We start from the raw sequence: 21,785 nt of genomic DNA on the forward strand, positions 1-21,785 counted from the left end.
ATATGCTCCATAAATATAGAAAAACTGGTCTATAGGAAACAATAAAATTTGTTTGATTTGGTTAGGAGAGTGATAAAATGTATTACAAACCAGAATCATTAGAAGAAAATTTCAGCAATGTTTTGAAACTTAGAGATAATTTTATGAATAATATTAAATCATACATGTGGGAATATGGTTGGATATGTCGGGTATATACAGATGCAAATGCATATAATTTTTATTCAAGAAATTATATGATCAATCCTTATGTAAACAGTTTTGAGGCTGCGATGGAACAGTTGGCATACAAAGTATTTGGATATACATTAACAGTGTTTGAAACATTATCATATGCTTTAGATTATTGGCGTATACACACAGACTCAAAACAGAAAAATAGAAATGTAACTGATAAAGAATACGACCAAGCGTTAAAATTATTATCTCGGAAAAAGAAAATATCAAACAGCGATAAAGAGATATTATTAAAATTTCGGTCGCAAAGAAACTATTGTACTCATTACGGAAGAATTCAATTTTGTACATTTATTTTTAATCATCAGATGATTTTATATAATCTTATTCAAGTGATACTCAGCTTATTGGGGCAGATGGATATAAATTATGCTGTTGTATCAGAGTATAATTTATTGCAAGGAGATTATATAGAACAAATAAAAGAAACCTTAGATGAATTTTCAAGAGATAATAATTGTGTGGCATAAAAATGTGGGCAAGTGTAAATTTGCCCACATTTTATCTTATAAATGCTGAGATTTTTCTTGCACCTGTCCATGCTCAGGCTTCTTCCCAAGAATCATATCAATATTCGCATCTACAGTCCTCAGTTCCCGTTCCTGATCACGATGGCTGTAAAAATCGGCTCGTTGTACTTCACGCAGTTCTGTGAGCCGGTCTTTTTCGGTGTAGAGGGATTTTATGGAAGGAAGTTTCTGACCATTGGATTTTTCTTTCAGAACACGCAAAGCGGTTTCGTAAAGAGAGAGTTCCGCTTTATGCTCCTCATAAAATTTATTACGGTTGCGGCTTTTGCGGTACTGAGCATAGAGGTCTTTGTAGGCAAGGTACTGTCCTGTAAAATGAATCTGCTCGTTGACATTTTTGAGTTGTTGTTCGGTATCTTTCATCTTTTTACGGGCAAGGCTGGTTTGGCTTTCTGCATTTGTAAGAGCAGCATTAAAATCTGCTCTGGTGTCATACCCATGTTCCTGTATATAGGCAACGGTCTGAGCCATCTGTTTCAGATTCGTCAGTTTTACTTTTTGAGCATAGGCTTCGCTCTGCTGTGCTTTGATACAGGTCTGTAAATCTATCACAAGCCGGAGATCCGATTTTATGAAAATGAATGGAACAGAAATCTGAGATGAATCGGAAGAAAGTGCCTGCTGTAAATTGGTAGCGGTATCCGAAACAGCTTGTTCCTGGACGTTCTCTTCCTTTTTGGAGAGAGATTTTGTATTTTCCATAAATGTTTTCATGAGAAAATCTTCTTCATATCTGGTTCCAAGATTTCTGCCAGTAACATATTTTTTACGGTCAGGGTGAAGGTAACTGTAACGTCCTCGACTAATTTTGAAAATAATACGATACTTTCCTTCAAGGATTTTTGAAAATTCTTCCGGAGATTTTGCGATACCTGCAGCATTGTCAATCGCATCCCGGAGAAATTGCTTCTCTGTCTGGTATTTCGTTTCTTTTGGGGTAATCCCATCTTCACGCATCTTCTGGTTGAGCTTATCAAGTTTTTCCTGTCCCCGGCGTTGTGCCCAGTATTCTTTTTCTGTGATTTTTCTTTCAGCAGGAGTGAGCAGATCAACTTGATGCAATCCCTCTTTTTGGCACATATCCATAACTTCTTGTTTTAAATGGGCAAGGTAGGCTGTGCTTAGATGATGCTTATAGCCAGCTTTTGATTCACAGGCATATTCCATGAATGGTTCTTCTGGTACATCATATTTCCGGATACTGTTGATTACGATGTGAATATGGATGTTGCCGCTTTCGTTGTGTCCATTTGTATGTGTACAGATTAAAGCCTGGTGACCGGGAAAGTTTTTCTTTGCAAAAGTTAAGCCAAGCTGCTGTGCCCGTTCACCGGTCAATCCACATTCATCCCTATCTTTCGGGTCAAAACTGATAATGTAGTGATGAGATTTAATCTCGTTGAAGTTCTGATTTTTATGGTAATAGCTGTTCAGTTCCTGACATTCAGAAGCAAAAGTAAATGGATCACAGTTTAGTCCATCCAGATAATACTCATCCCGGAGAATCATGTGTCCGTTTTCATCCAAGACAGGTTTTTGGGTATATTCGTTGTGTTGAAAAATAAGATACCGTTCAGATTCTCCATAGTCTGCATTTTTACTTGCGATATGTTTAATCACTGCCACGAAAATCACCTGCCATCTTCATTACTTCATATTTCATTTCATAAATATCCCGTATACATTTCTTTATTTCCCCACGCATTTCTGCCGATATGATTCCACCTTGGTTAAAATATCGGGCAATCTGATTGAGGTTGCTACCAATCTTGCCAAATTCTCCGATCAGTTTTTTTATTTCCGGAACATCAGCAACAAGTTCATATTTGATTGTTACCTGCTGATTGTCCAGAGCATTTCGTATAAATTCAGCCATGCTCATGTTGACGGCACTGGCTCGCTCCTGTAAAAGTTCATACTCCGTATCGTTCATGCGAATATGGATGCTGTTACTGCGGACGGTCTGTTCGTCTTTTTTCGGTCTTGTCATATTCTTTTCCTTTCTGCTGTACGGTTCCGAATACAGGAAGAAACATTCACAGAAGTCTGTGATGACAAAGGATGAAAATTCATCCTGCTGTGACCATGTACATGGGAACCAATACGTCTGCTTTTGATAGTAGCCGAGGGTATGGGGAAACGGAATCCCCATCAAGTTGCAAGTGACCGATGAGCCTGTAAGGGTTATTGGGCTACGTTGCGAAACTTGCTCTAAGAGAGAAATTCCCTCACTAATAGTCAGTTTGAAGCTATGAAATGACGGTGAAAAATAAAAAAAGTTAAAAAAGTGCCGACCAAACACCCTCTGAAACTTGCAATTAGTAGAAGACAAAAAAATGGAGGTTGGAAAATGACGCAGAAAAGATTACCAACAGCGGCTCAATTAAAGGAAATGGCACAGATAGATATTCATACTGTAGAGAAAGAATCCCTTGTATCAGCAGAAGATGTGCAGATTCATACAGAACTTTCAGATAGGGAAAGACTGGAAGATTATATCCGGCAGATTAAAAATCCGTATTGTTATCTGTCAAATGGGGTGATAGTAAAGATTAGTTTTGCAGGCAGAGATACTTTGGAAGAATGTCTGAGCAGATGCATCATGTCAGAAAAAAAATTATAAAAATAAAAAAAGATGTGGCAAAGAACCAGAAGTTATGTTAATATGGATGTGGGTCAAAATTTAAAGAGTATTCAAAGAGCCATGAATTTTCTGGTTTACAGCTATAAGGCTAGTAGATTAGGAGGTTGATGGCTTTATGTATTTTAAAAGTCAAAATTCATATTTAGCTGCGGTATATCTGCGACTTTCCAGAGATGATGGAGATAAAGTGGAAAGTGACAGTATCCGCAATCAAAGAAGTCTGCTTCGTGACTTCGCAAATCAGCATAATGATATAACACTGGTCAAAGAGTATATTGACGATGGATATAGTGGTGCAAATTTTGAGCGTCCGGGTTTTCAGAAGATGCTTGAAGATGCAAAGGAACATAAGATTAACTGTATCATCGTAAAAGACCTTTCCAGACTGGGACGAAACTACATTGAAACAGGGCGGTATTTGGAAAAAATATTTCCGGTGCTTGGTATTCGTTTTATAGCAGTGAACGATCATTACGACAGTGCTGATACGGAGAACGATGCAGATCAAATCATAGTTCCTTTTAAGAATCTTATAAATGATGCTTATTGCAGGGACATCTCAATTAAAATCCGAAGTCAGTTTGATGTGAAAAGAAAGCGGGGACAGTTTATCAGTAACTATGCCTGCTATGGGTATAAAAAAGATCCGGACAACAAAAACCATCTGGTCATAGACGAGTATGCCGCAGAGATTGTGCGGACAATTTTTAATATGAAGCTGGATGGATTCAGCGCACAGAATATTGCGGCTGATTTGTCAGACATGGGTGTGTTGATACCAACCGAATACAAGCGTTCATGTGGAATCAATTATAACAATGGTTTCAGAGCAGGAAAGAATCCGAAGTGGGATGCCGGAACAGTTCTCAGAATCTTGAAAAATGAACTTTATACCGGAACGATGGTGCAGGGAAAGACGAGAAAGATTAACTACAAAGTCAAAGCGTGTCAGATGATAGAACCGGAGAACTGGATTAGAGTAGAAGGGACACATGAGCCGATCATTTCCAGAGAAGTTTTTGAAACTGTACAAAGGCTGATGGCATTAGATACAAGAACATCACCAGAGGAAGAAAGCATTTATGTGTTTTCCGGTCTGCTCCGATGTGGAGACTGTGGGCAAAATATGGTACGCCGGAGTGTAAAGAAAAAAGGAAAACGCTACTTCTATTACCATTGTTCAACTTATAAACGTGGAGAAGGATGCAGCTCGAATAATATCAGTGATATTAAATTGAAGAAGATAGTTCTGGAAGCAGTCAGAAATCAGATTGCCTTGATTGTCAGAGCGGACAATATCCTTTCTCAGATTGAAGACATTCCTCAGCAGCAATTTGGAGTGAAGATGCTTGATACACAGATAAAAACGCTTTATAAAGAAATGCAGAAATATGAAGAACTAAAAAATAATCTTTATGAAGACATGACAGATGGAATCATTTCAAGGGAAGAATACCGGGATATTAAACAGACATTTTCAAAAAAAATCGAGACGGCGAAAAACACAAGGCATGAGCTGGAAGAAAAGAGAAAAAGAATGCTGTCCAATGAAATGTGTACACAGCAATGGGTAGAAGAATTTAAGAAGTATCATAATATCGAATCTCTGAATCGGAAAGTAATAGCAATATTGATTGACAGAATTATTGTATATGGCACTGATAGGATAGAAATTCATTTTAACTATGAAGATGAAATCGCAGAATTTGTAGAGTGTGCAGCAATGCATGAGAATGAAACGGAAAGAAAGGCTGGGAGCTTATGAGATGTGCGAGTTATACGAGGATGGTTTCCTGTATGGAGAAGGGAGAAATTCCGAATGATATTATCAGTCAGCAGAATGAGAGAATACAGGAATATATAAAACAGAGAAAATGGAAGCTGGTAAAAAAATATTCTGACAGGAAAAAAGAAGAATTTGAAGAAACTGCATATCTTCAGATGAAGCAGGATGCTATGGGAAGACAGTTTGACTGCTTAGTGATAGATTCTATGTTTCGCTGTGGAAGAAATTCTAATGTAGCGGCAGAGCTTTTTAAAAGTATGTTTCTTCCGGCCGGATTACAGATTGCAGTGGTGGAAGACGATTTTTGTTCTTTGGATGTGACGGAACAGGAAGCTGTTGTGTATCTGGACAGGAAAGCAAAAGAGTATAAAGATAAATTGGTAACAGAGGACATGAGAAAGTTCAATGAAACCAAGAAATATTATAAATATGGTTTTCGATATAAGGATGGGAAGATGGAACTTGAAATAGATCCGGAACCTGCAGAAATAGTAAGAAGAATCTTTCGTTTGTCAAGTGAGGGACAGTCTTGCTCAGAAATAGCTAAAATCCTTACCGAAGAAAAAATAGAATCCTCTGGAAATTATGTTAACAAGTTGTGGGGAAGAAAAATTAAAGATGAACATGCTGCATGGAAACGGGATCAGATAAAAAGAATCTTATATAACCGTCAGTATATCGGTGAATGGGAACGGACGATAGATGGAAAGAAGCAAATGTTCTCCTGCCCAATGGTGGTGGATATGGAACTTTTTCAGAAAGCACAAAAATCACTTACTCACAGGAGCATTAATAAAAAAAATCTGGGTCTTGGGAAATTAAATCCGTTTTCCGGTAGAATTTTTGATAAAGAATCCGGCATACCGTTAAAATTATATCCACATCAGAGATTGAAGATAAGAGTATTTCGCCTGAGTTATCCAAAGCCGGCAGAAATATCTTATGAGAGAGGTAATATTTCTTTTGAGGAAGTGTATCAGGCTGTTTATGAAATTCTCGTAAATGAAAATCAGATCGCCAGAAAAATTACAGGGATGATTGGAAGCCAGATGTGGGAAGAAGAAAAGGTTAAAAAGATTCAGAAAGTAAAAGCATCTGCTCAAAAAGTTTTTCAGAAAATGCTTTCTGTAGAAGAAAAGAACCTGCCACTTTACAACCAGATGATAGCAGGAGAGATTTCAGAAGATGAATATGAGATGCAAAAAGAGATTAATGTGCAGGAATTTATGGAGTGCGATGAAAAACTGGAATTTTATCTGGAAGAAATCAAAAAGATAGAAAAGTGTTTCAGCAAAAATAATCCATGGATAGAAATGTTTTCTGAAATGGTGATTCCGGAAGAGATTACCAGACCAGATGTAAAGAGATGGATAGACCGGGTGGAATCTTTTCGATATGAAAAAATAGAGGTACAGTTTAAAAACCGGGAATGGAAAGAAATGTTACCTGAAGAATGGTTTGAGGAGGCATAAGATGGCACGAAAGAGCAGAAGAAATAATAACATTATTGAAAAGAAGCAGGAGATGATGACACCGGAAATCATAACAGGACCGCAGTTGGAGACAGGTGTCTATGCCAGACTTTCTGTAGAAAAAGATAATGAAGAAACGATACAGACACAGATAGAGATGCTTCATCAATATGTTGAAGAACATGGAGAATATCATCTGGTAGATACTTATGTAGATAATGGTTATACAGGAACAGATTTTGACAGACCAGGATTTATCAGAATGATGGAAGATGTGCGGACAGGAAAGATTCAGTGTATTATCGTAAAGGATTTGTCCCGCTTTGGAAGAAACTTTATAGAAACAGGCTATTATATAGAAACAATTTTTCCATGTTTGAATGTCAGGCTCATTTCTATTAATGATGAATTTGACAGCAGCAGGGAAGAAGATAGAAACAGCATCGTGATGCCAGTAAAAAATATGATAAATGAAATGTATGCGAAAGATGCTTCCAAGAAAAAAGTGCTGGCTTTTGAGATGCAAAGTAAAAGAGGGGATGCCACGATAGCAAGGAGCATATATGGATACACCGTTGATAAAAAGGAAAATCAGTTAAAAGTCAATCCAGAAACAGCTCCGATAGTGCGGGTAATTTTCAGATGGTATCAGATGGGACGAGGAACAGGAGCTATAGTAAAACGTTTAAAAATGCTTGATATTATGACACCTCATGCATATAAGGCAACCCATGAACTTGATATGGTTATACCAGATACAGATCGTTGGACAGGGGACAGAGTAAAAACAATTCTTGTGAATCAGGCATATATCGGTACAACTATTTATGGAAAAAGAAAAAGAGCAAAATACAGAAATATGCCGGAACATCACACAGACCCGAAAGACTGGGTTATCCATGAAAATACACATGAGTCGATCATTGCCAGACCAGATTTTGATGAAGTTCAGAGAATATGGAATCGGGCAAGTGAAAAATATAAAGAATCTGTGGAGCGTGGACTGGCGAGACAGAGGGATATAGTAGATAGCTTTCCTCAGAAAGTCAAGTGCATGGAGTGTGGAATGACTATGACCTATATGCGTTATACCAACTTTGGTCAGTCCCATGGTATAAGAAAAGGTTTTTATTATTGTAAAGAATATGATGGAAAACCGGGATATTGCAGACAGAAAGTGCATGAAGATCTGTTAAAGATTATAGTTATGGATCAGATTCATAACATGATACAGGCAATGTGTGACCGGAAGGTGCTTCTTGAAAAAATGAAAGAAGGAAGTTATGACAAGGGTGAGCTGGTATCTTTGCGTGTGAGAATACAGAATATGCAATTTAAACTGATGAAAGCAGAGGAAACCAGTGCAACTTTATATGAAAATTTTGCAACAGGCTTGCTGGATGAACAGGAATACCGGATGTTACGGGAACATTATACGGAAGAAAAAGAAAAACTGGAAACTGGAATACGTGAAGCACAGACAAGGAAACGAGTTGTAGAAAAAAGTATAGAAGAATTTTTAGAAATAGAAAAGAATTTGGAAAAATATCTGGATGAGCGTTCTTTTAATCAAAAGATGATAGATGAACTGGTAGAAAAGATTTATGTCAGTTCAAAGGGAATGATTGAAATACAAATGAAATGCTCAGATGTATTCCAGAAGATAACGGAAATATTGGAGTGATGATTTATGAAGCTGGCATTTTATTTAAGACTGTCACTGGCAGATGGTGATCTTGGTAAAAATAATAAGGATGAGAGCAATAGTATTGAAAACCAGAGATTGATTTTACAGAATTTTGTAGAATCTATGGATGAACTGGATGGGGATGTTACAGAATATGTCGATGATGGGCATACTGGAACGAACTTTAACCGTCCGGCATTTCAGGCAATGGTGGAAGATGCAAAACGTGGGAAGATAGATGTTATTCTTGTAAAAGATTTATCCAGAATAGGAAGAGATTATATTGGCGTGGGAGATTATCTGGAACAGATATTTCCCATCTTAGGTGTACGTGTGATTGCAGTCAATTCCCAGTATGACAGTAATAACTATATTGGAAATACGATGGGTCTGGAGATGAGTATCAGCAACCTTATCAATACCTTATATAGCAGGGATTTGTCAAAAAAGTTTAAAAGCTGCGTCCAGACGAAGTGGAAAAAAGGTATTTCTACTTATGGTCGTGTCCCATTTGGGTATAAAAAAGGAGAGGGACAGCAGTGGGAAATAGACCCGGAACCTGCAAAGATCATACGGCTGGTCTTTGAACTGGCTTTGCAGGATTATAGCACATTAATGATTGCAAATGAATTAAATGAAAGAGGTATTCCGACACCGGGAAAGTTCCGAAAGCAGAGAAAAGAAAATATTGTCTGGAACAGAAAAGTAGCAGATGAAGAATGGCTGTGGGATGCAAGGATGGTTTGGATGACGTTGCGTAATTACACTTATACGGGTGCATTGGTGCAAGGAAAGACGAGCAATATCCGAGTAGGAAGCACTGAACGGCGAAGAACCAAAAAACATCAGCAATTCATTACAGAAAATCACCACAAGGGAATTGTGACACATGAAGAATTTGAAGATGCACAGAGCGTTATAGGAAAACAGAAAGAACGGGGGTTTGTCCAGGATTCTGGTTTCTCACTAAAAGGAAAAGTAACCTGTGGAAATTGCAAATTAAAAATGATGTATAACTATGGGGCAGTACCAGTTGTGTACTGTGCCCATACATCAGCAGCAGGAAAAATGTCTACTTGCGATAAGACTAGGCACAAGGTGAAAAAGATTGAGAGAATTGTATTAAATGCACTTCGCAGACAGCTAGAGATATTTAAACAGCTTGCAAAAAAACTTGAGGAAGAACAAAAAAATAAACAGACGGATCTGCCGGCAATACAAAAAGAAATGGAAAAACAACTGGAAACACTAAGAGAAGAACGGATACGCCAGTATGAAGCATATGCGGAAGGAATGACAGACCAAGAATGCTATCTGAAAGTAAAAAAAGAGCTAAATCAAAAAATAGATAAAATACAGGAAAAATACGAGAGGCTTCTGACGATCACAACAGAAGATGGAGAACTGATGAAAGAAATTCAGGTCGTAAAGCAGGAAGCGGAACAGGCAGAAGTATTTGATAAAATGACAAGACATATAGCAGAAACATTTATAGATGAAGTCATAATTTATGATGCTGAAAAAATAGAAATTAGGTTCCTGTTTGATGATCTGATTGCAGAAATGACAGAAAAAATTGAAAGAGAAGAAAAGGAGGATGTGGCAGTATGACGGCAGGTAATTTTATAAAAAAGGGAATCATGCCATTAATTTTGATGGGGATACTTACATGGCTTGGACAGTACATATATATGGAAAATGGCTGTGTGGACTGGTTGCGTTTTATATTAGTGTATGGTATCCCTGTTGGGATTCCATATATGTTTATCATTGTACCAACGAGATGGAGTTTGTCTGGAACGGTAGGAATGGCAGTTTTTTGTGTGATAATTGGGGCATTGTTTGGATTTGTGTTAGCGGCAGTGATTGTAGTGCGGGCAGTCTGGTATGTAACAATGTTTCCATTAAGCTGCTTGGTACGACATAGAGAAGGGAGAAACAGAATATGAGTACAGGAAAGAATATTAAAAAAGTACGCAAGTGGCGTGGTATAACACAGGAGGAACTTGGAAAAGCTCTTGGAATCGGAGAGGGAAGTGCAGGGACAAGAATTGCACAGTATGAAACGGGAAAGCGGACACCAAAAGGAGAAATTCTAGGAAAGATTTCCAGAGTGTTGTTTGTTAATCCGAAATGCCTGGCTGCTCCAAAAGGGTATAGTGAAGATGATATGATATATCGCCTGCTCATACTGGAAGATTATTTCCCGGAAATGAAACTGGAACGAAATGGCAGGACAGGCGAGGTCGTGATCAATCTGCAGAATAAGAAAATCAATGAGTTCCTTTATCAGTGGGGAACAATCAGAGGAAAGAAAAAGCAGGGAATGATTTCCGAAGATGAATATATGCAGTGGAGATATTGTAGAGAACATGCGTAATAATATATGCAAGAGTCAGAATATGACACAGAAAGATTTATCGGCTAAAACCGGAATTTGTTCCGATACCAACAAAAAATAAAATGTAAAGAGTATGAGAAAATAGAAACCGCAGGAATTTTCACCTGCGGTTTTTCTCTGCCCTGTCATATACAGAAATACCGCCATAGAAATATTGCTATACTATGACGGTATTACAAATCTTTTTCATCTTTGAAAGCGAACACATCATTGGGTGTACAGTTAAGAATATTGCACAGTTTTTCAACGGTAAGGATTGTGATGTTCTGATTTTTCCGGAGCTGATCGAGGGTGTGCTTGTCAATTCCTTTGTTAATCAGGGCATATTGGGAAATTTGGCGTTTTTTCATGGTTTCCCATAATGGACTATAATCAATCAAGGTATCCCCGCCTTTCTTTGCTTTTTGGCATAAAATACCATTAATTTCAATTATAATTGTCGAATAAAATAAAAAATATGGTGGACATCTTCACCATAAGAGATATAATTTGATCGAGGGATATGTAAAATAAAGGAAAATAAAGTCGAGTAATGTAAGAATTGATTGATGGGTGCATGTGGGAGGAGAGTTATATAAGTGAATATTGAAAAGTTTTACTACGATGAACAGACAGAAATGTATGAGCAGATGAAGAAGGAACAGGATGAGCATGAACAGTCACTTTCGGTAGAGGAAAGGGAAAAAGAACATCAAAAATTATTCCAGGAAGCAAGAACGATTATGGAAAAAGCAGAGCGTAAAAAGAAAGAAGAATATCAGATCATCAATCCTGTAAAATATCAGAGATTTATATATCTGTCAGAACGGGCAGTACAGTTTTCAAAAATCTCAGGATGTAATATTAAGATTCAGACATTTCCAGACATGTCCGCACTTATTAAAATGCAGACGGGATATATCTGGTTGCTGAGTGATGGTGAATCAGCACTGGAAGATAAGGAAACAATGAAGAATCTGTTAAATGAAGCGGACTGGGTAGGTATTGGCAGCAGAAAACATGGAGAAAAAGATGTCGTTGAATTGGAGTTTTGGTTTGAACTGGCAGAAAAATTAAAAAAATAAATGGATATGAAATGACTATTCCACATGTATCGTTACTGTGATAAAATGTGAGAAAAATATATATCAACATATGAAAAACGGAGGAGAGAGTTATGTTCGATACCATTCATCATATTGCAATCATTGGAAGTGATTATGAAAAATCAAAACATTTTTATGTGGATCTGCTTGGATTTAAGGTGATCAGAGAAAATTATCGAAAAGAACGTGACGATTACAAGATTGATCTGGCGTGTGGGCCGCAGGAAATAGAACTTTTTATCATAAAAAATGCTCCAGCTCGTGTAAATTATCCAGAAGCATTGGGATTACGCCATCTGGCATTTAAAGTTGAGAGTGTAGATGATACAGTAAATGAATTGAATGGAAAAGGAATTGAAACAGAGCCGGTACGCCTAGATGATTATACCGGAAAGAAAATGACATTTTTCCATGATCCAGATGGACTTCCATTGGAAATTCATGAGTAGAAAATAGCATAGGATAGAAAGAGACAGATGCAGGTAATGAAATACTTCCACATCTGTCTTTTTTGTGCAAAGATTTATTTATCGGAATGTCGCAGACAGCTTTTTATAAAGGAAGCAGCTTTTATCATTTGTTCTTTTTCTTCATCAGAGCAGTCAGAGGATAATTCAAACCAAGTCTGGTCAGCAGAAGAAAGAGAAAGTGCAGGTTTACCGGAATCTGCAGATAAAGCAGGACTGTCAGTATGGATACTGCTATTGTCATCCAATAATCTGTTCTGGATTTCTGATAGAGCTTTTTCACGATATTGAGCATCCATGTCCTGGATACTTTCAATAGAAGCATGGTAATTGCCTAATATGTGATTGATGTATCCATTTTTAAAATGCAGAAAAAGAGCATCTTCAGATAGATCTGCCAAATCTTTTGAGGTTGCAATTTCTAAATCTGCCTGTCCCTCCATTTTAAACAGAATAGAAAACAGATCGGATACAGACTGAATTTCAAAATCCATAAAGAGATTCACACTGATACCTAATGCATCAGCAATTTTTGAAAGCTGTTCATATTTCGGATTACGTTCATTGGCTTCGTACTTGCGGAGTGTACTGAAACTGATCTCAGCGTCCTGTGCAAGTTGTTCCTGTGTCATGTTACGAGCCAGACGAAAATACTTGATTATTTCTCCTGTATTCATAGGCAAAGTCCTCCAATAGCAAAAGTATATCACATTTTTAAATAAAAGTGCCACAAAAGTTTTGGAAAAAATATTGACAGATACAAATGTGACATATATAATGATAACAGATACAAAAGTAACACATAACTTACATAACAGACACAAAAGTACAAGTAAACTTATACGTAACTGTCATAAGAAATATGAAAAAAGATGCAGAAAATCAAACGGTTTGAAGTTAAGTAACAGTTAAGTATAAGATGATCAGGAAAGGATGGAATAGGATATGGCAGAAATTATTATGGGAATTGATCATGGAAACGGAAATATGAAAGGGGTACATGTAAACTTTCCATGTGGTCTGGTAAGATATACTTCTGAACCAGGACGATTTATGAATGAGGATATTCTGGAATACAACGGTGTGTATTATACGTTATCAGAAACAAGGATGCCATTCAAAGCAGATAAGACAGTGGATGAAGATTACTTTATATTGACCTTATTTTCACTGGCTTTGGAAGCAAAGGAAAGAGGAATCACTTTATCCGGCAAAGATATTGTGCTGGGAGTTGGACTGCCACCAGCAGACTTCGGACAGCAGGCTCCGGGATTCAAAAAATACTTTATGGAACATTCAAAACATGGAATTTCTTTCCGATTCAATGGAAAGCCGGTAAATTGTTACCTGAAAGATGTTCTGGTAAGTCCTCAAAATTTTGCGGCAGTCATGTGCTATAAAGCAAGCCTGTTCCGTCAGTACCGGACGGTCAACTGCATTGATATTGGAGACGGAACTGTAGATTTACTGGTAATCAGAAAAGGACAGCCGGATTTGTCAGTTCGTGTCAGTGACAGATCTGGAATGGCGATTCTCCGTTCAGAAATTTCTAATTCCATTCAGCAGAATTACGGTATCCATCTGGAATCCTCAGACGTAGAGCAGGTATTAATGCAGGAAGCAACGATTCTGGATGAAGAAGTGGTAAGAGAGATTCAGAAAATGGCAGGGGACTGGATGCAGAGAATTATCAATAAACTCCATGCGTATGTACCAGATTTCCGAACTAATCCGGCAGTATTTCTTGGTGGAGGTAGCCTGTTACTGAAACAGCAGATTGAAAAATCTTCTGATTTTAAATATATAGAGTTTATCGAGGACATCCGGGCAAATGCGGTAGGATATGAGAAAATGACAGCATTACACATCCAGAAGAGACAGGGGGTGTAATGCGTGGGAGAGATACGGGTTGTATTGATATTTAATGAAGATAATGAACGGCAGAAAGAAATCGGAAGGTATCTGAAATCACAGAAAAGGTGCAAAACAGCACTGATTACAGAACTGGTTTATGCGTGGCTGCATAAAGAAAATGTACCCGTTTCTTCCTATAATAATGCAAATGTCAGTGTGGAGGAATTAAAACAGCAGTTGTTGCAGGATACGGATTTTATACAGCAGATAAAAAAGAGTGTAGTTGTTGAAGAAGATGCCGGGAAAGTGATTGAAGAAGAACAGAGCGATGGACTGGATATGGATGAAGGGATGCTGATGGCAGGGCTGTCGATGTTTGAGAATGGATTTTAGAAGATACCGCTGAACAAGGGAAAAAGAATGTTCAGCGGTATTTTTTTACGCTTGTAGATATGGTAGAATATAAATGAATTATGGGAAATTTTGAAGAAAGGGAAAAATATATGAGATGGAATAAAGCTGATTTATTGCACATTGTTAAAACAAAGAGAGACAGTATGAAAGAAAAACTTTATTGTAATTGGTTGAAAATATCGTCTTGTATAATAATTCTTGGAATTATTCTTGATATAGGAGTAGAATTAACTGGTGTATCGCAATTCACTGTGACTGAATCATATATGGATTATATTTTTGCAGCTGTAGTGTCGGTTGGGTTGCTTAGTTTTTCTATAATTGCATTGGTTGCAGGTATTTTACAAGAAAAATTTTATGGATACAAATTAAGAGAATTGTTGACATTTGATGGGGTAAAAAAGCGTATTAATTTAAGGATATATATAAAAACATCACTTTTACAGATTGTATTAGGCATTGTGCTATTAAGCCTATATTTTAGAGTGAGCTGTGTTAATACCATGATATGTTTGCTAGTTGCAACTATTTTTTCGGCGGGATGTATGGCATATTCTGTTTTTGACATTATGATTAATGATGAATCTGTATACAAAACACTAGAAAATGGATATGGAAGCCTTGTTAAAAGGGATTTTAATAAAAATGGGAAAATCTCATATCATGTCAATACGTTGACTAATGCCTTAATAGAAAGTTGTAAAGAACGTAATTTGGAAGAAATGGAAGAGCTATGTAAATTATATTCTATATTAATACAAAGTGTTGATAATAAAGAGAATTTACCATGGGAGCAGGTGAATTTTGTTGAAACTAGATTTCAGCAAGTCTGTTGCAATATAAGTACAGAGTTTGGATACTCTAAGATGATTGAACAAAGCATAAAAATGCTTAATGGAGTATCAAAGTACGGTTATTGGAAGGAAGATTTATATTTAAAACCAATTCTGGAGATGAAGTATTTCAATGACGAAGAACTAGAAAAGAACGATTATAGAAATCAAGTTTTGTCTCTGTGTGCATTAAAAGTATATAAAGATGGGAGCATAACAGATTATGACTGGAAAAGAATATTATATCGGTATTTTTGGGTTTTGATAAAAAATGAATCAGCAACGCTAAAGATTAAATATCAAACCCTAAAAAGCTATTTAAGTGAATTACTGTATTTTTCCAGAAATTGTGAAGATGGAAAACTATTGGTTGAAGAAGAAGTCGCTCTGGAAATTCTCAAGTATATATTGAATACGGATAATATAGAAGAACAGGAAAAAATTTATACACTATTTATTCGAAGCATAACAGTGAAAAATCAATATGAAAAAGATATGCATTATTTTCTGTTTTTATCAATGGTATTCCAGTTGATTTATTATTATGCATATTGTGAAATGGATGTGCGTACGGAAGAGTATCGAAAAAAAATAAGAAATCTTTTATACACAACAATAACGGATGACATGATAAGTGGATTAAGAGCATCATTCCTTTTAGAAGAAAACCTAGAAAATATTTTGATAAGTTTTCAATACAGAGTTCCTAAAGATATTTCAGTAACAGATACGTTTGAGGCGAATACAGATTTTATTATTGCTAAATACAAAATATGGACGAAGGATTTTAATGTAAAATTTCTCTTTATGTTATACTGCCAATATTATGATTTGATTGGATGTTTTTACAAATTGTCGGATTTTTTTCAATGGAATGGGATGCTAGGAACTGAAAAGGATGCTATTCTAAAGTTATTAAATGGATTTTTTGATAAAGAAACAGGCTTATTAAAGGAAGAATTTATAAAAGAGTGTAAACAACTTGGGGAACTCTATAATCATAATTATGATATTGCAGATATGGAACAGCAATGTATTTATGCTTGGATTCAAGATGAACAAATAAAATTAGTGGATACAGAACTGGCAGGTTCAGAGCCAGATGAAGAAGGCTCTTTAAACACGACAATGATTGCAAGATATGTGGATGAAAATATGCTAAGAAATAAAATTTTTGGATGGAATCCTGAAGATAAGATGGATTTTTACATAAGATATACCAAAATAACCGGAATTATGCATTATTCAGATAATTCAGATATTGATCATGAAAAAACTGTTGCAGGATTAGTAGAAACATGTGGTCAAGAAGCATTAAATGGATTTATAAAGAGTAAGTGTCAGAAGTTAAGTATTTCTTATGATGAAAAAGGTATTGAAAATGTTCTGAAACTTATAGAAGAAACAGATTATTCAATGCGTAATTTTTCTTACACATCAGATTGGGCGCTTGCAAGGTATGTTCAATCTCAGACATATAAGCAGCTTAGGGAAAAAGAAAATGCAATACCGATATGCAGGATGCATGGTATAAATGAGCATATTTACTCAAAGAAGAATAATTTTAGTTATAAATTTGTAATTTCAAAAGCAAGAATGAAGAATCTAACAGAACAGGAATGTCTCAGAGAATTAGAGAGACTTGGAAAATACAAAGAATTTTATTATGTGGATGGTGTTTTGCTAGATAAAAAGAGAGCAGTGGAGTGTATCAGAAGAAAGTATTATGCTTATGAATTTGATTTTAAATTATACATAAAGTTCAAGCCTAAAGATGTTGTATGGTTTTGTCGGGAGAAAGCATAGCACAGTAAGAATTAAATATAATATGACAAGAGTGCAGGGACAGGAAGAGAAATCCCTGCATTTTTGCTGCTTTTAGGTATTTTTCATCAAGACCGCAACACCGCAAGACCGCAATGTTGCAAAATAAAACTGCCGGATTCATCTGTTCCGACAGTTATTTATCATGTGTATCATCATCTGTAAAAGTTAAAATGTCATTTGGGGTACAAGATAAGATCCGGCAAAGTTTTTCGATAGTAGATGCGGTGATATTCTGGTTATTTCTAAGTTGCTGCATAGTTCGATAGTCGATGCCATTGTTGACGAGATAATATTGAGATATATTCCGTTTTTCCATTGTTACCCATAATGGACTATAATCAATCACATTGTTCCCGCCCTTCTAAAATATTTCCTGATTGTCTAATTATAAGTAGGGAAAAATGCAAAAATATAGTGAATAAATTCACTAGATACTATATAATTGAGAAGATAATAAAAAACAGTATTTATGGATTAAGAATAGTATAGAGCATTGTAGTCTGAAAATTTGGCTGGTTCTCGAAAGAGGAACCGCAGTTCCCCAAACGAGAACTATAAATTGATAGAATATACTAAAATACTGTAAAATCAAAAATTTTCATAGTGCATAGAAAGGTAAGATGCACATGATGGAATCATTAGGAAATAGATTAAAGCAATTAAGACAAAACAATCGCTTGCGGCAGGATCAGGTAGCAAGTTTGGTTGGAGTAAATAAAAATACAATGTGTTCCTATGAAAATGATGTCAGACAGCCTTCTTATGAAATTTTAGTCAGATTAGCTACAATTTATAGAGTGAGTACCGACTATCTGCTGGGGTGCGAAAGTAAAAGAACGGTTGACGTATCTGGTCTTACACCAAAAGAAATACAAACAATTACAGAACTGGTTGCAGATATGACAGAGAAAAATAAAAAGCTGGAAGGGTTATAGATGGCTCAAAATGAAAAGGAACAAAATGATTATAGAATTACATATTACAATACAGTGTCATCAAAAGAAGTTGATTGGTTATGGTATCCGTATATTCCCTATGGAAAGATAACGATATTGCAAGGAGATCCAGGAGAAGGAAAATCCACAATGATGATGCAGCTTGCAGCACTTATTACAAATGGAGATGCTATGCCGGATGGAAGCGGGGACAGGATACCGGGAAATGTAATTTATCAGGCGGCAGAAGATGGGATTGAAGATACAATCAAGCCACGATTGGAAGCAGCAGGAGCAGATTGCAGTCGGATCGCATTTTTGGAACAGTCTGATGAAGAACCTATTTTATTAAATGATGTGAGACTGGCACAGGCGATTGAAGGTATAAAGGCAAAATTATTGGTTATTGATCCCCTTCAGGCATACTTAGGAATGGACGGGGAAATGCAACGTTCAAATTCGGTACGTTCCGTTCTTGGAAATCTTGTAAAAGTTGCAGAACGGACAGGATGTGCAGTTGTATTGATTGGACATATGAATAAAAGCAATCGTGCAAAAGGCATATACAGAGGTCTTGGAAGTATAGACATAGCTGCAGTGGCAAGGAGCATCTTATTGGTAGGAAGGGACAGGAATATCCCATATCATCGTGTAATGTTTCAGATTAAAAATAATCTGGCACCAGAAGGAAAAGCCTATGTTTTTGAATTAAATCCGGATTATGGATTCCGATGGATAGGGCAGGATGAATATGAAGTAGAAGATATTCTGGTGCGTAAACCAAGAACGGACAGCAAATTGGACAAGGCAAAGGATTATCTGCGATTGTTATTGAATGGAACAGATATGGCATGTGCAGATATATTTGATAAAATGCGGGCAAATGGAATTGGAAAGCGTACTGTGGAACAAGCAAAAAAAGATATGGGGATTATATCTTATAAATTGGGAGATAAATGGTATTGGCAGTTAAATGGGAGTGATGTAGGTGAACGGATATGAAAAAGAAATAAATAGCCGGGAAGAACAGAAGAATAGGATTCGTGAAAGATATAAAGGTGTTGATCGAAGCGAATTGGAATTTATTCCGGCGAAACCAAAAGAAAAGTTATTTGAAGATACAACGGAGAAACGGGTATGTGCGTATTGTCGTGTGTCTACAGATGATGTGAACCAGATATCTTCTTATGAACTGCAGAAAAATCATTATGAGGATATGATAAAGGAACATCAGGGATGGAAACTGGTTGGAATTTATGCAGACGAAGGAATTTCCGGAACCTCCTTACAGCACAGGGATGAGTTTAACCGAATGATAGAGGACTGCAAATCCGGGAAAATAGATCTAATCGTTACAAAAAGTGTTTCCAGATTTGCAAGAAATATTGTAGATTGTATTGCTAAGGTTCGTGAACTGGCAAATATGGTTCCGAGAGTAGGCGTATTCTTTGAAACGGAACATATTTATACTCTTGATAATACCAGTGAAATGATGCTGGCAGTTCTTTCGGCAGCCGCACAGGAAGAATCCCATACAAAAAGCGAGATTATGAATATATCCATAGAGCAGAGATTTTCCAGGGGAATTTTTCTTACACCAAAATTGCTTGGATATGATAAAGATGAGGATGGAAACCTTGTGATAAACGAAGAAGAAGCAGAAACAGTGAGATTGTGCTATTATTTGTTTCTTAATGGATTTCCGACCTCTGAAATAGCAGAAATTATGATGCAGCTAAAGCGGAAAACAAAGCGTGGTAATCTGAAGTGGAGTAGCAGTACAGTTGTAAATCTACTGCGAAATGAAAGGTACTGTGGTGATGTGCTTTCAAGAAAGACATTTACACCAAATTATCTGGATCACAAAGCAAAAAAGAACCGGCACGACAGAAATCAGTATCGTCAGAATGATCATCACGAAGCGATTGTAGACAGAGAAGTCTATAATGCGGCACAAAAAATGCTGTCTGTAACCAGATATGCGAAAGAGGGATTCCCTTTTCCGAATTTGAAAGTAGTAGATTCAGGTGCTTTAAAGGGATTTGTTTCAGTTAATCGTTCCTGGACTGGATTTACTGGTGATGATTATCAACAGGCAAGCCAGAGCGTATATGAAGAAACTGAAAAGAACGCTGGAGGAGAGAATTTAGCGGAGAAAAATATAGAAAGTAAGTTTGATTTATCTGGATATGAGATCGTCAGGGCACAGTTTTTTTCCACTAGATTAGATCCGGCGATGACTATATCCGATGGGCAGCTTACATTTAACACTGCCTGTCTAAAGAAATTTGAAGATGTGGAGTATGTGGAGATACTCTTTAATTCGATTGAGAAAATTATTGCTGTCAGACCTTGTGAAAAAGATAATGTCAATGCGGTAAGATGGGGAACGATAAGAAAAGGGAAATGGGCAGTACTTCCCAAGAGCTGCAGGGGATTTTCACAGCCATTGTATGAATTGATGGACTGGAATGGAGACTGCAAATACCGATTTAGAGGTCAGTATTCTAAATCTGTCGATGAACAGATTTTCCTTTTTAATCTGGAAGAACCAGAGATAATCCAACAGGAAACTATAGAGAAACCTTCGATAGACGAAATAGTGGAGACGAATGAGCAGATAGAAAAAGAAGATACAGCAGTTATAGAAAAAGAAAAGAAAGTCAGACCAAAGGAGTATCGGACACTTTATCCGGAAACGTGGGCAGGACATTTCGGATGTGCTGCAGGGGATATAGTGTTATTGGAACGAGTTACTTATTATGGAGAATGGGATGTATTGCGCCCAGCTAAAGCTGTTGAGGGAATGGATATAATATCAGAAGATTTACTGAACAGGCTAAATGAACAGGCACAAGGGATGATAGATAGAATGAGGTGTGCAGTATGAGTGAAACAGTGTTAGAAAACAGAAACGAAAATACAGAAAATATAGATCAGAAAGCACTGGAACTTGCACAGGATTTCAGCTACGATGGGTTTCAGGTAGTCAGAAGGGAACTTTTTGCTCATTTGCGAGAACCGGCAGTTGTGATCCGGAGAGACAGTGTAACATTTAATACAGCCTGCATCGCTGGTTTAGAAGATGCAGTTTACATACAGATATTAGTGAATCCAGAAGATAAACGTATGGTAGTGCGTAAATGCGAAGAGAATGATAAAGATGCTCTGCGGTGGTGCATTGCAAAGCCTGATAAGAGAAAAAGCAGGAAAATGTCCAATAAGATTTTTTCAGCAATGCTGTATGATATGATGGGATGGAGCATGGACTGTCGTTATAAAATACTTGGACACAAAATAACCCATGAAGGTGAAACTATTTACGTTTTTGACTTGTTAGAAACAGAAATATTTATGGATACAAAACGTAAAAAGAAAGTAGCAGAAGGAACTATATTGCCAGAGACAGTAAATCAGGAGGAAAAAACACTGTCAGATAAAGAAAAAGCTGCGATTGCAGACGAAGAAAAGGCAATAAAAAAGAGAAACAGAATACCATTCTATCCAAGTGATTGGAAAGATTCCTTTGGCTTACCGGTAGAAGAACATAAGAAGGCGTTAGAAATAAATATGTGTGAGGGGTACGTCGAACTGACTTCATGCAGATAATAGG

22 protein-coding genes are annotated in these 21,785 nt (G+C 36.7%); 17 read left to right on the forward strand and 5 right to left on the reverse strand.

The features are described 5' to 3' along the window. Positions 1–77 precede the first annotated feature (77 nt). Complete coding sequence (locus LI164_RS04980) at positions 78–707, forward strand: hypothetical protein (RefSeq protein ID WP_227086825.1); 630 nt, start codon at positions 78–80, stop codon at positions 705–707. Positions 708–743: 36 nt separating this feature from the next. Here the strand turns inward: LI164_RS04980 and LI164_RS04985 are convergent, their stop codons facing one another. Continuing rightward, a complete protein-coding gene (locus LI164_RS04985) occupies positions 744–2,393 on the reverse strand; it encodes a relaxase/mobilization nuclease domain-containing protein (protein ID WP_227086826.1) in 1,650 nt (549 codons plus the stop codon). Continuing rightward, positions 2,380–2,757, reverse strand: a complete 378-nt coding sequence (gene mobC / locus LI164_RS04990; protein WP_069989199.1) for a plasmid mobilization relaxosome protein MobC — start codon at positions 2,755–2,757, stop codon at positions 2,380–2,382. Before mobC ends, LI164_RS04985 begins: the two co-directional genes overlap by 14 nt. 360 nt (positions 2,758–3,117) lie before the next feature. On the opposite strand from mobC, the gene LI164_RS04995 reads away from it, so the two are divergent. From LI164_RS04995 to LI164_RS05025, 7 genes are all read left to right on the forward strand, one after another. Next, entirely contained in the window at positions 3,118–3,390 is a 273-nt protein-coding gene (locus LI164_RS04995) for a DUF6870 family protein (RefSeq protein ID WP_227086827.1), read from the forward strand. Positions 3,391–3,526: 136 nt separating this feature from the next. Then, a complete protein-coding gene (locus LI164_RS05000) occupies positions 3,527–5,176 on the forward strand; it encodes a recombinase family protein (RefSeq protein WP_227086828.1) in 1,650 nt (549 codons plus the stop codon). Positions 5,177–5,196: 20 nt separating this feature from the next. Continuing rightward, positions 5,197–6,669: a recombinase family protein gene (locus LI164_RS05005; protein WP_227086860.1), complete on the forward strand. Its 1,473-nt coding sequence runs from the start codon at positions 5,197–5,199 to the stop codon at positions 6,667–6,669. A 1-nt stretch (position 6,670) separates the two neighbouring features. Then, complete coding sequence (locus tag LI164_RS05010; protein ID WP_227086829.1) at positions 6,671–8,353, forward strand: recombinase family protein; 1,683 nt, start codon at positions 6,671–6,673, stop codon at positions 8,351–8,353. A gap of 6 nt (positions 8,354–8,359) precedes the next feature. Next, the gene (locus tag LI164_RS05015; protein ID WP_227086830.1) at positions 8,360–9,967 is read left to right on the forward strand and encodes a recombinase family protein; all 1,608 of its coding nucleotides are present in this window, start codon (positions 8,360–8,362) and stop codon (positions 9,965–9,967) included. Next, a complete protein-coding gene (locus LI164_RS05020) occupies positions 9,964–10,305 on the forward strand; it encodes a DUF6050 family protein (RefSeq protein ID WP_227086831.1) in 342 nt (113 codons plus the stop codon). Before LI164_RS05015 ends, LI164_RS05020 begins: the two co-directional genes overlap by 4 nt. Beyond that, positions 10,302–10,736 (forward strand): helix-turn-helix domain-containing protein, encoded by a 435-nt coding sequence (locus tag LI164_RS05025; protein ID WP_227086832.1) that lies wholly within the window; start codon positions 10,302–10,304, stop codon positions 10,734–10,736. Before LI164_RS05020 ends, LI164_RS05025 begins: the two co-directional genes overlap by 4 nt. A 194-nt stretch (positions 10,737–10,930) precedes the next feature. Here the strand turns inward: LI164_RS05025 and LI164_RS05030 are convergent, their stop codons facing one another. Beyond that, positions 10,931–11,137: a helix-turn-helix transcriptional regulator gene (locus tag LI164_RS05030; RefSeq protein WP_118618550.1), complete on the reverse strand. Its 207-nt coding sequence runs from the start codon at positions 11,135–11,137 to the stop codon at positions 10,931–10,933. A gap of 198 nt (positions 11,138–11,335) precedes the next feature. On the opposite strand from LI164_RS05030, the gene LI164_RS05035 reads away from it, so the two are divergent. After that, a complete protein-coding gene (locus LI164_RS05035; RefSeq protein WP_227086833.1) occupies positions 11,336–11,821 on the forward strand; it encodes a hypothetical protein in 486 nt (161 codons plus the stop codon). Positions 11,822–11,913: 92 nt separating this feature from the next. Next, entirely contained in the window at positions 11,914–12,291 is a 378-nt protein-coding gene (locus tag LI164_RS05040; RefSeq protein ID WP_227086834.1) for a VOC family protein, read from the forward strand. Positions 12,292–12,365: 74 nt separating this feature from the next. Here the strand turns inward: LI164_RS05040 and LI164_RS05045 are convergent, their stop codons facing one another. Next, complete coding sequence (locus LI164_RS05045) at positions 12,366–12,986, reverse strand: helix-turn-helix domain-containing protein (protein WP_227086835.1); 621 nt, start codon at positions 12,984–12,986, stop codon at positions 12,366–12,368. Positions 12,987–13,254: 268 nt separating this feature from the next. Here LI164_RS05045 and LI164_RS05050 point away from each other — a divergent pair, with 268 nt between their 5' ends. From LI164_RS05050 to LI164_RS05060, 3 genes are all read left to right on the forward strand, one after another. Further along, complete coding sequence (locus LI164_RS05050) at positions 13,255–14,199, forward strand: ParM/StbA family protein (RefSeq protein ID WP_118329472.1); 945 nt, start codon at positions 13,255–13,257, stop codon at positions 14,197–14,199. A gap of 3 nt (positions 14,200–14,202) precedes the next feature. Then, positions 14,203–14,556 carry a hypothetical protein gene (locus tag LI164_RS05055; protein ID WP_227086836.1) on the forward strand — a complete coding sequence of 118 codons (354 nt, stop codon included), beginning with the start codon at positions 14,203–14,205 and terminating at the stop codon, positions 14,554–14,556. An 80-nt stretch (positions 14,557–14,636) separates the two neighbouring features. Then, the gene (locus LI164_RS05060; RefSeq protein WP_227086837.1) at positions 14,637–17,216 is read left to right on the forward strand and encodes a hypothetical protein; all 2,580 of its coding nucleotides are present in this window, start codon (positions 14,637–14,639) and stop codon (positions 17,214–17,216) included. 154 nt (positions 17,217–17,370) lie between these two features. On the opposite strand, the gene LI164_RS16285 is transcribed toward LI164_RS05060, so the two are convergent. After that, on the reverse strand, positions 17,371–17,553 hold the full coding sequence (locus LI164_RS16285) for a helix-turn-helix transcriptional regulator (protein ID WP_180214205.1): 183 nt from the start codon (positions 17,551–17,553) through the stop codon (positions 17,371–17,373). A 310-nt stretch (positions 17,554–17,863) separates the two neighbouring features. Between LI164_RS16285 and LI164_RS05070 the strand changes: the two genes are divergently transcribed. From LI164_RS05070 to LI164_RS05085, 4 genes are read left to right on the forward strand one after another with little or no spacing between them, the layout of a single operon-like run. Further along, positions 17,864–18,172 carry a helix-turn-helix domain-containing protein gene (locus LI164_RS05070; RefSeq protein WP_167338123.1) on the forward strand — a complete coding sequence of 103 codons (309 nt, stop codon included), beginning with the start codon at positions 17,864–17,866 and terminating at the stop codon, positions 18,170–18,172. Continuing rightward, the gene (locus LI164_RS05075) at positions 18,173–19,174 is read left to right on the forward strand and encodes an AAA family ATPase (RefSeq protein WP_227086838.1); all 1,002 of its coding nucleotides are present in this window, start codon (positions 18,173–18,175) and stop codon (positions 19,172–19,174) included. Then, positions 19,161–21,062 carry a recombinase family protein gene (locus LI164_RS05080; protein ID WP_227086839.1) on the forward strand — a complete coding sequence of 634 codons (1,902 nt, stop codon included), beginning with the start codon at positions 19,161–19,163 and terminating at the stop codon, positions 21,060–21,062. The genes LI164_RS05075 and LI164_RS05080 overlap by 14 nt, the downstream gene beginning before the upstream one ends. Continuing rightward, entirely contained in the window at positions 21,059–21,781 is a 723-nt protein-coding gene (locus tag LI164_RS05085) for a hypothetical protein (protein WP_227086840.1), read from the forward strand. The genes LI164_RS05080 and LI164_RS05085 overlap by 4 nt, the downstream gene beginning before the upstream one ends. Positions 21,782–21,785 lie beyond the last annotated feature (4 nt).

Origin of the sequence: Dorea sp. 210702-DFI.3.125, assembly GCF_020560945.1 — a bacterium.
Taxonomy (GTDB): Bacteria; Bacillota; Clostridia; order Lachnospirales; family Lachnospiraceae; genus Dorea; species Dorea formicigenerans.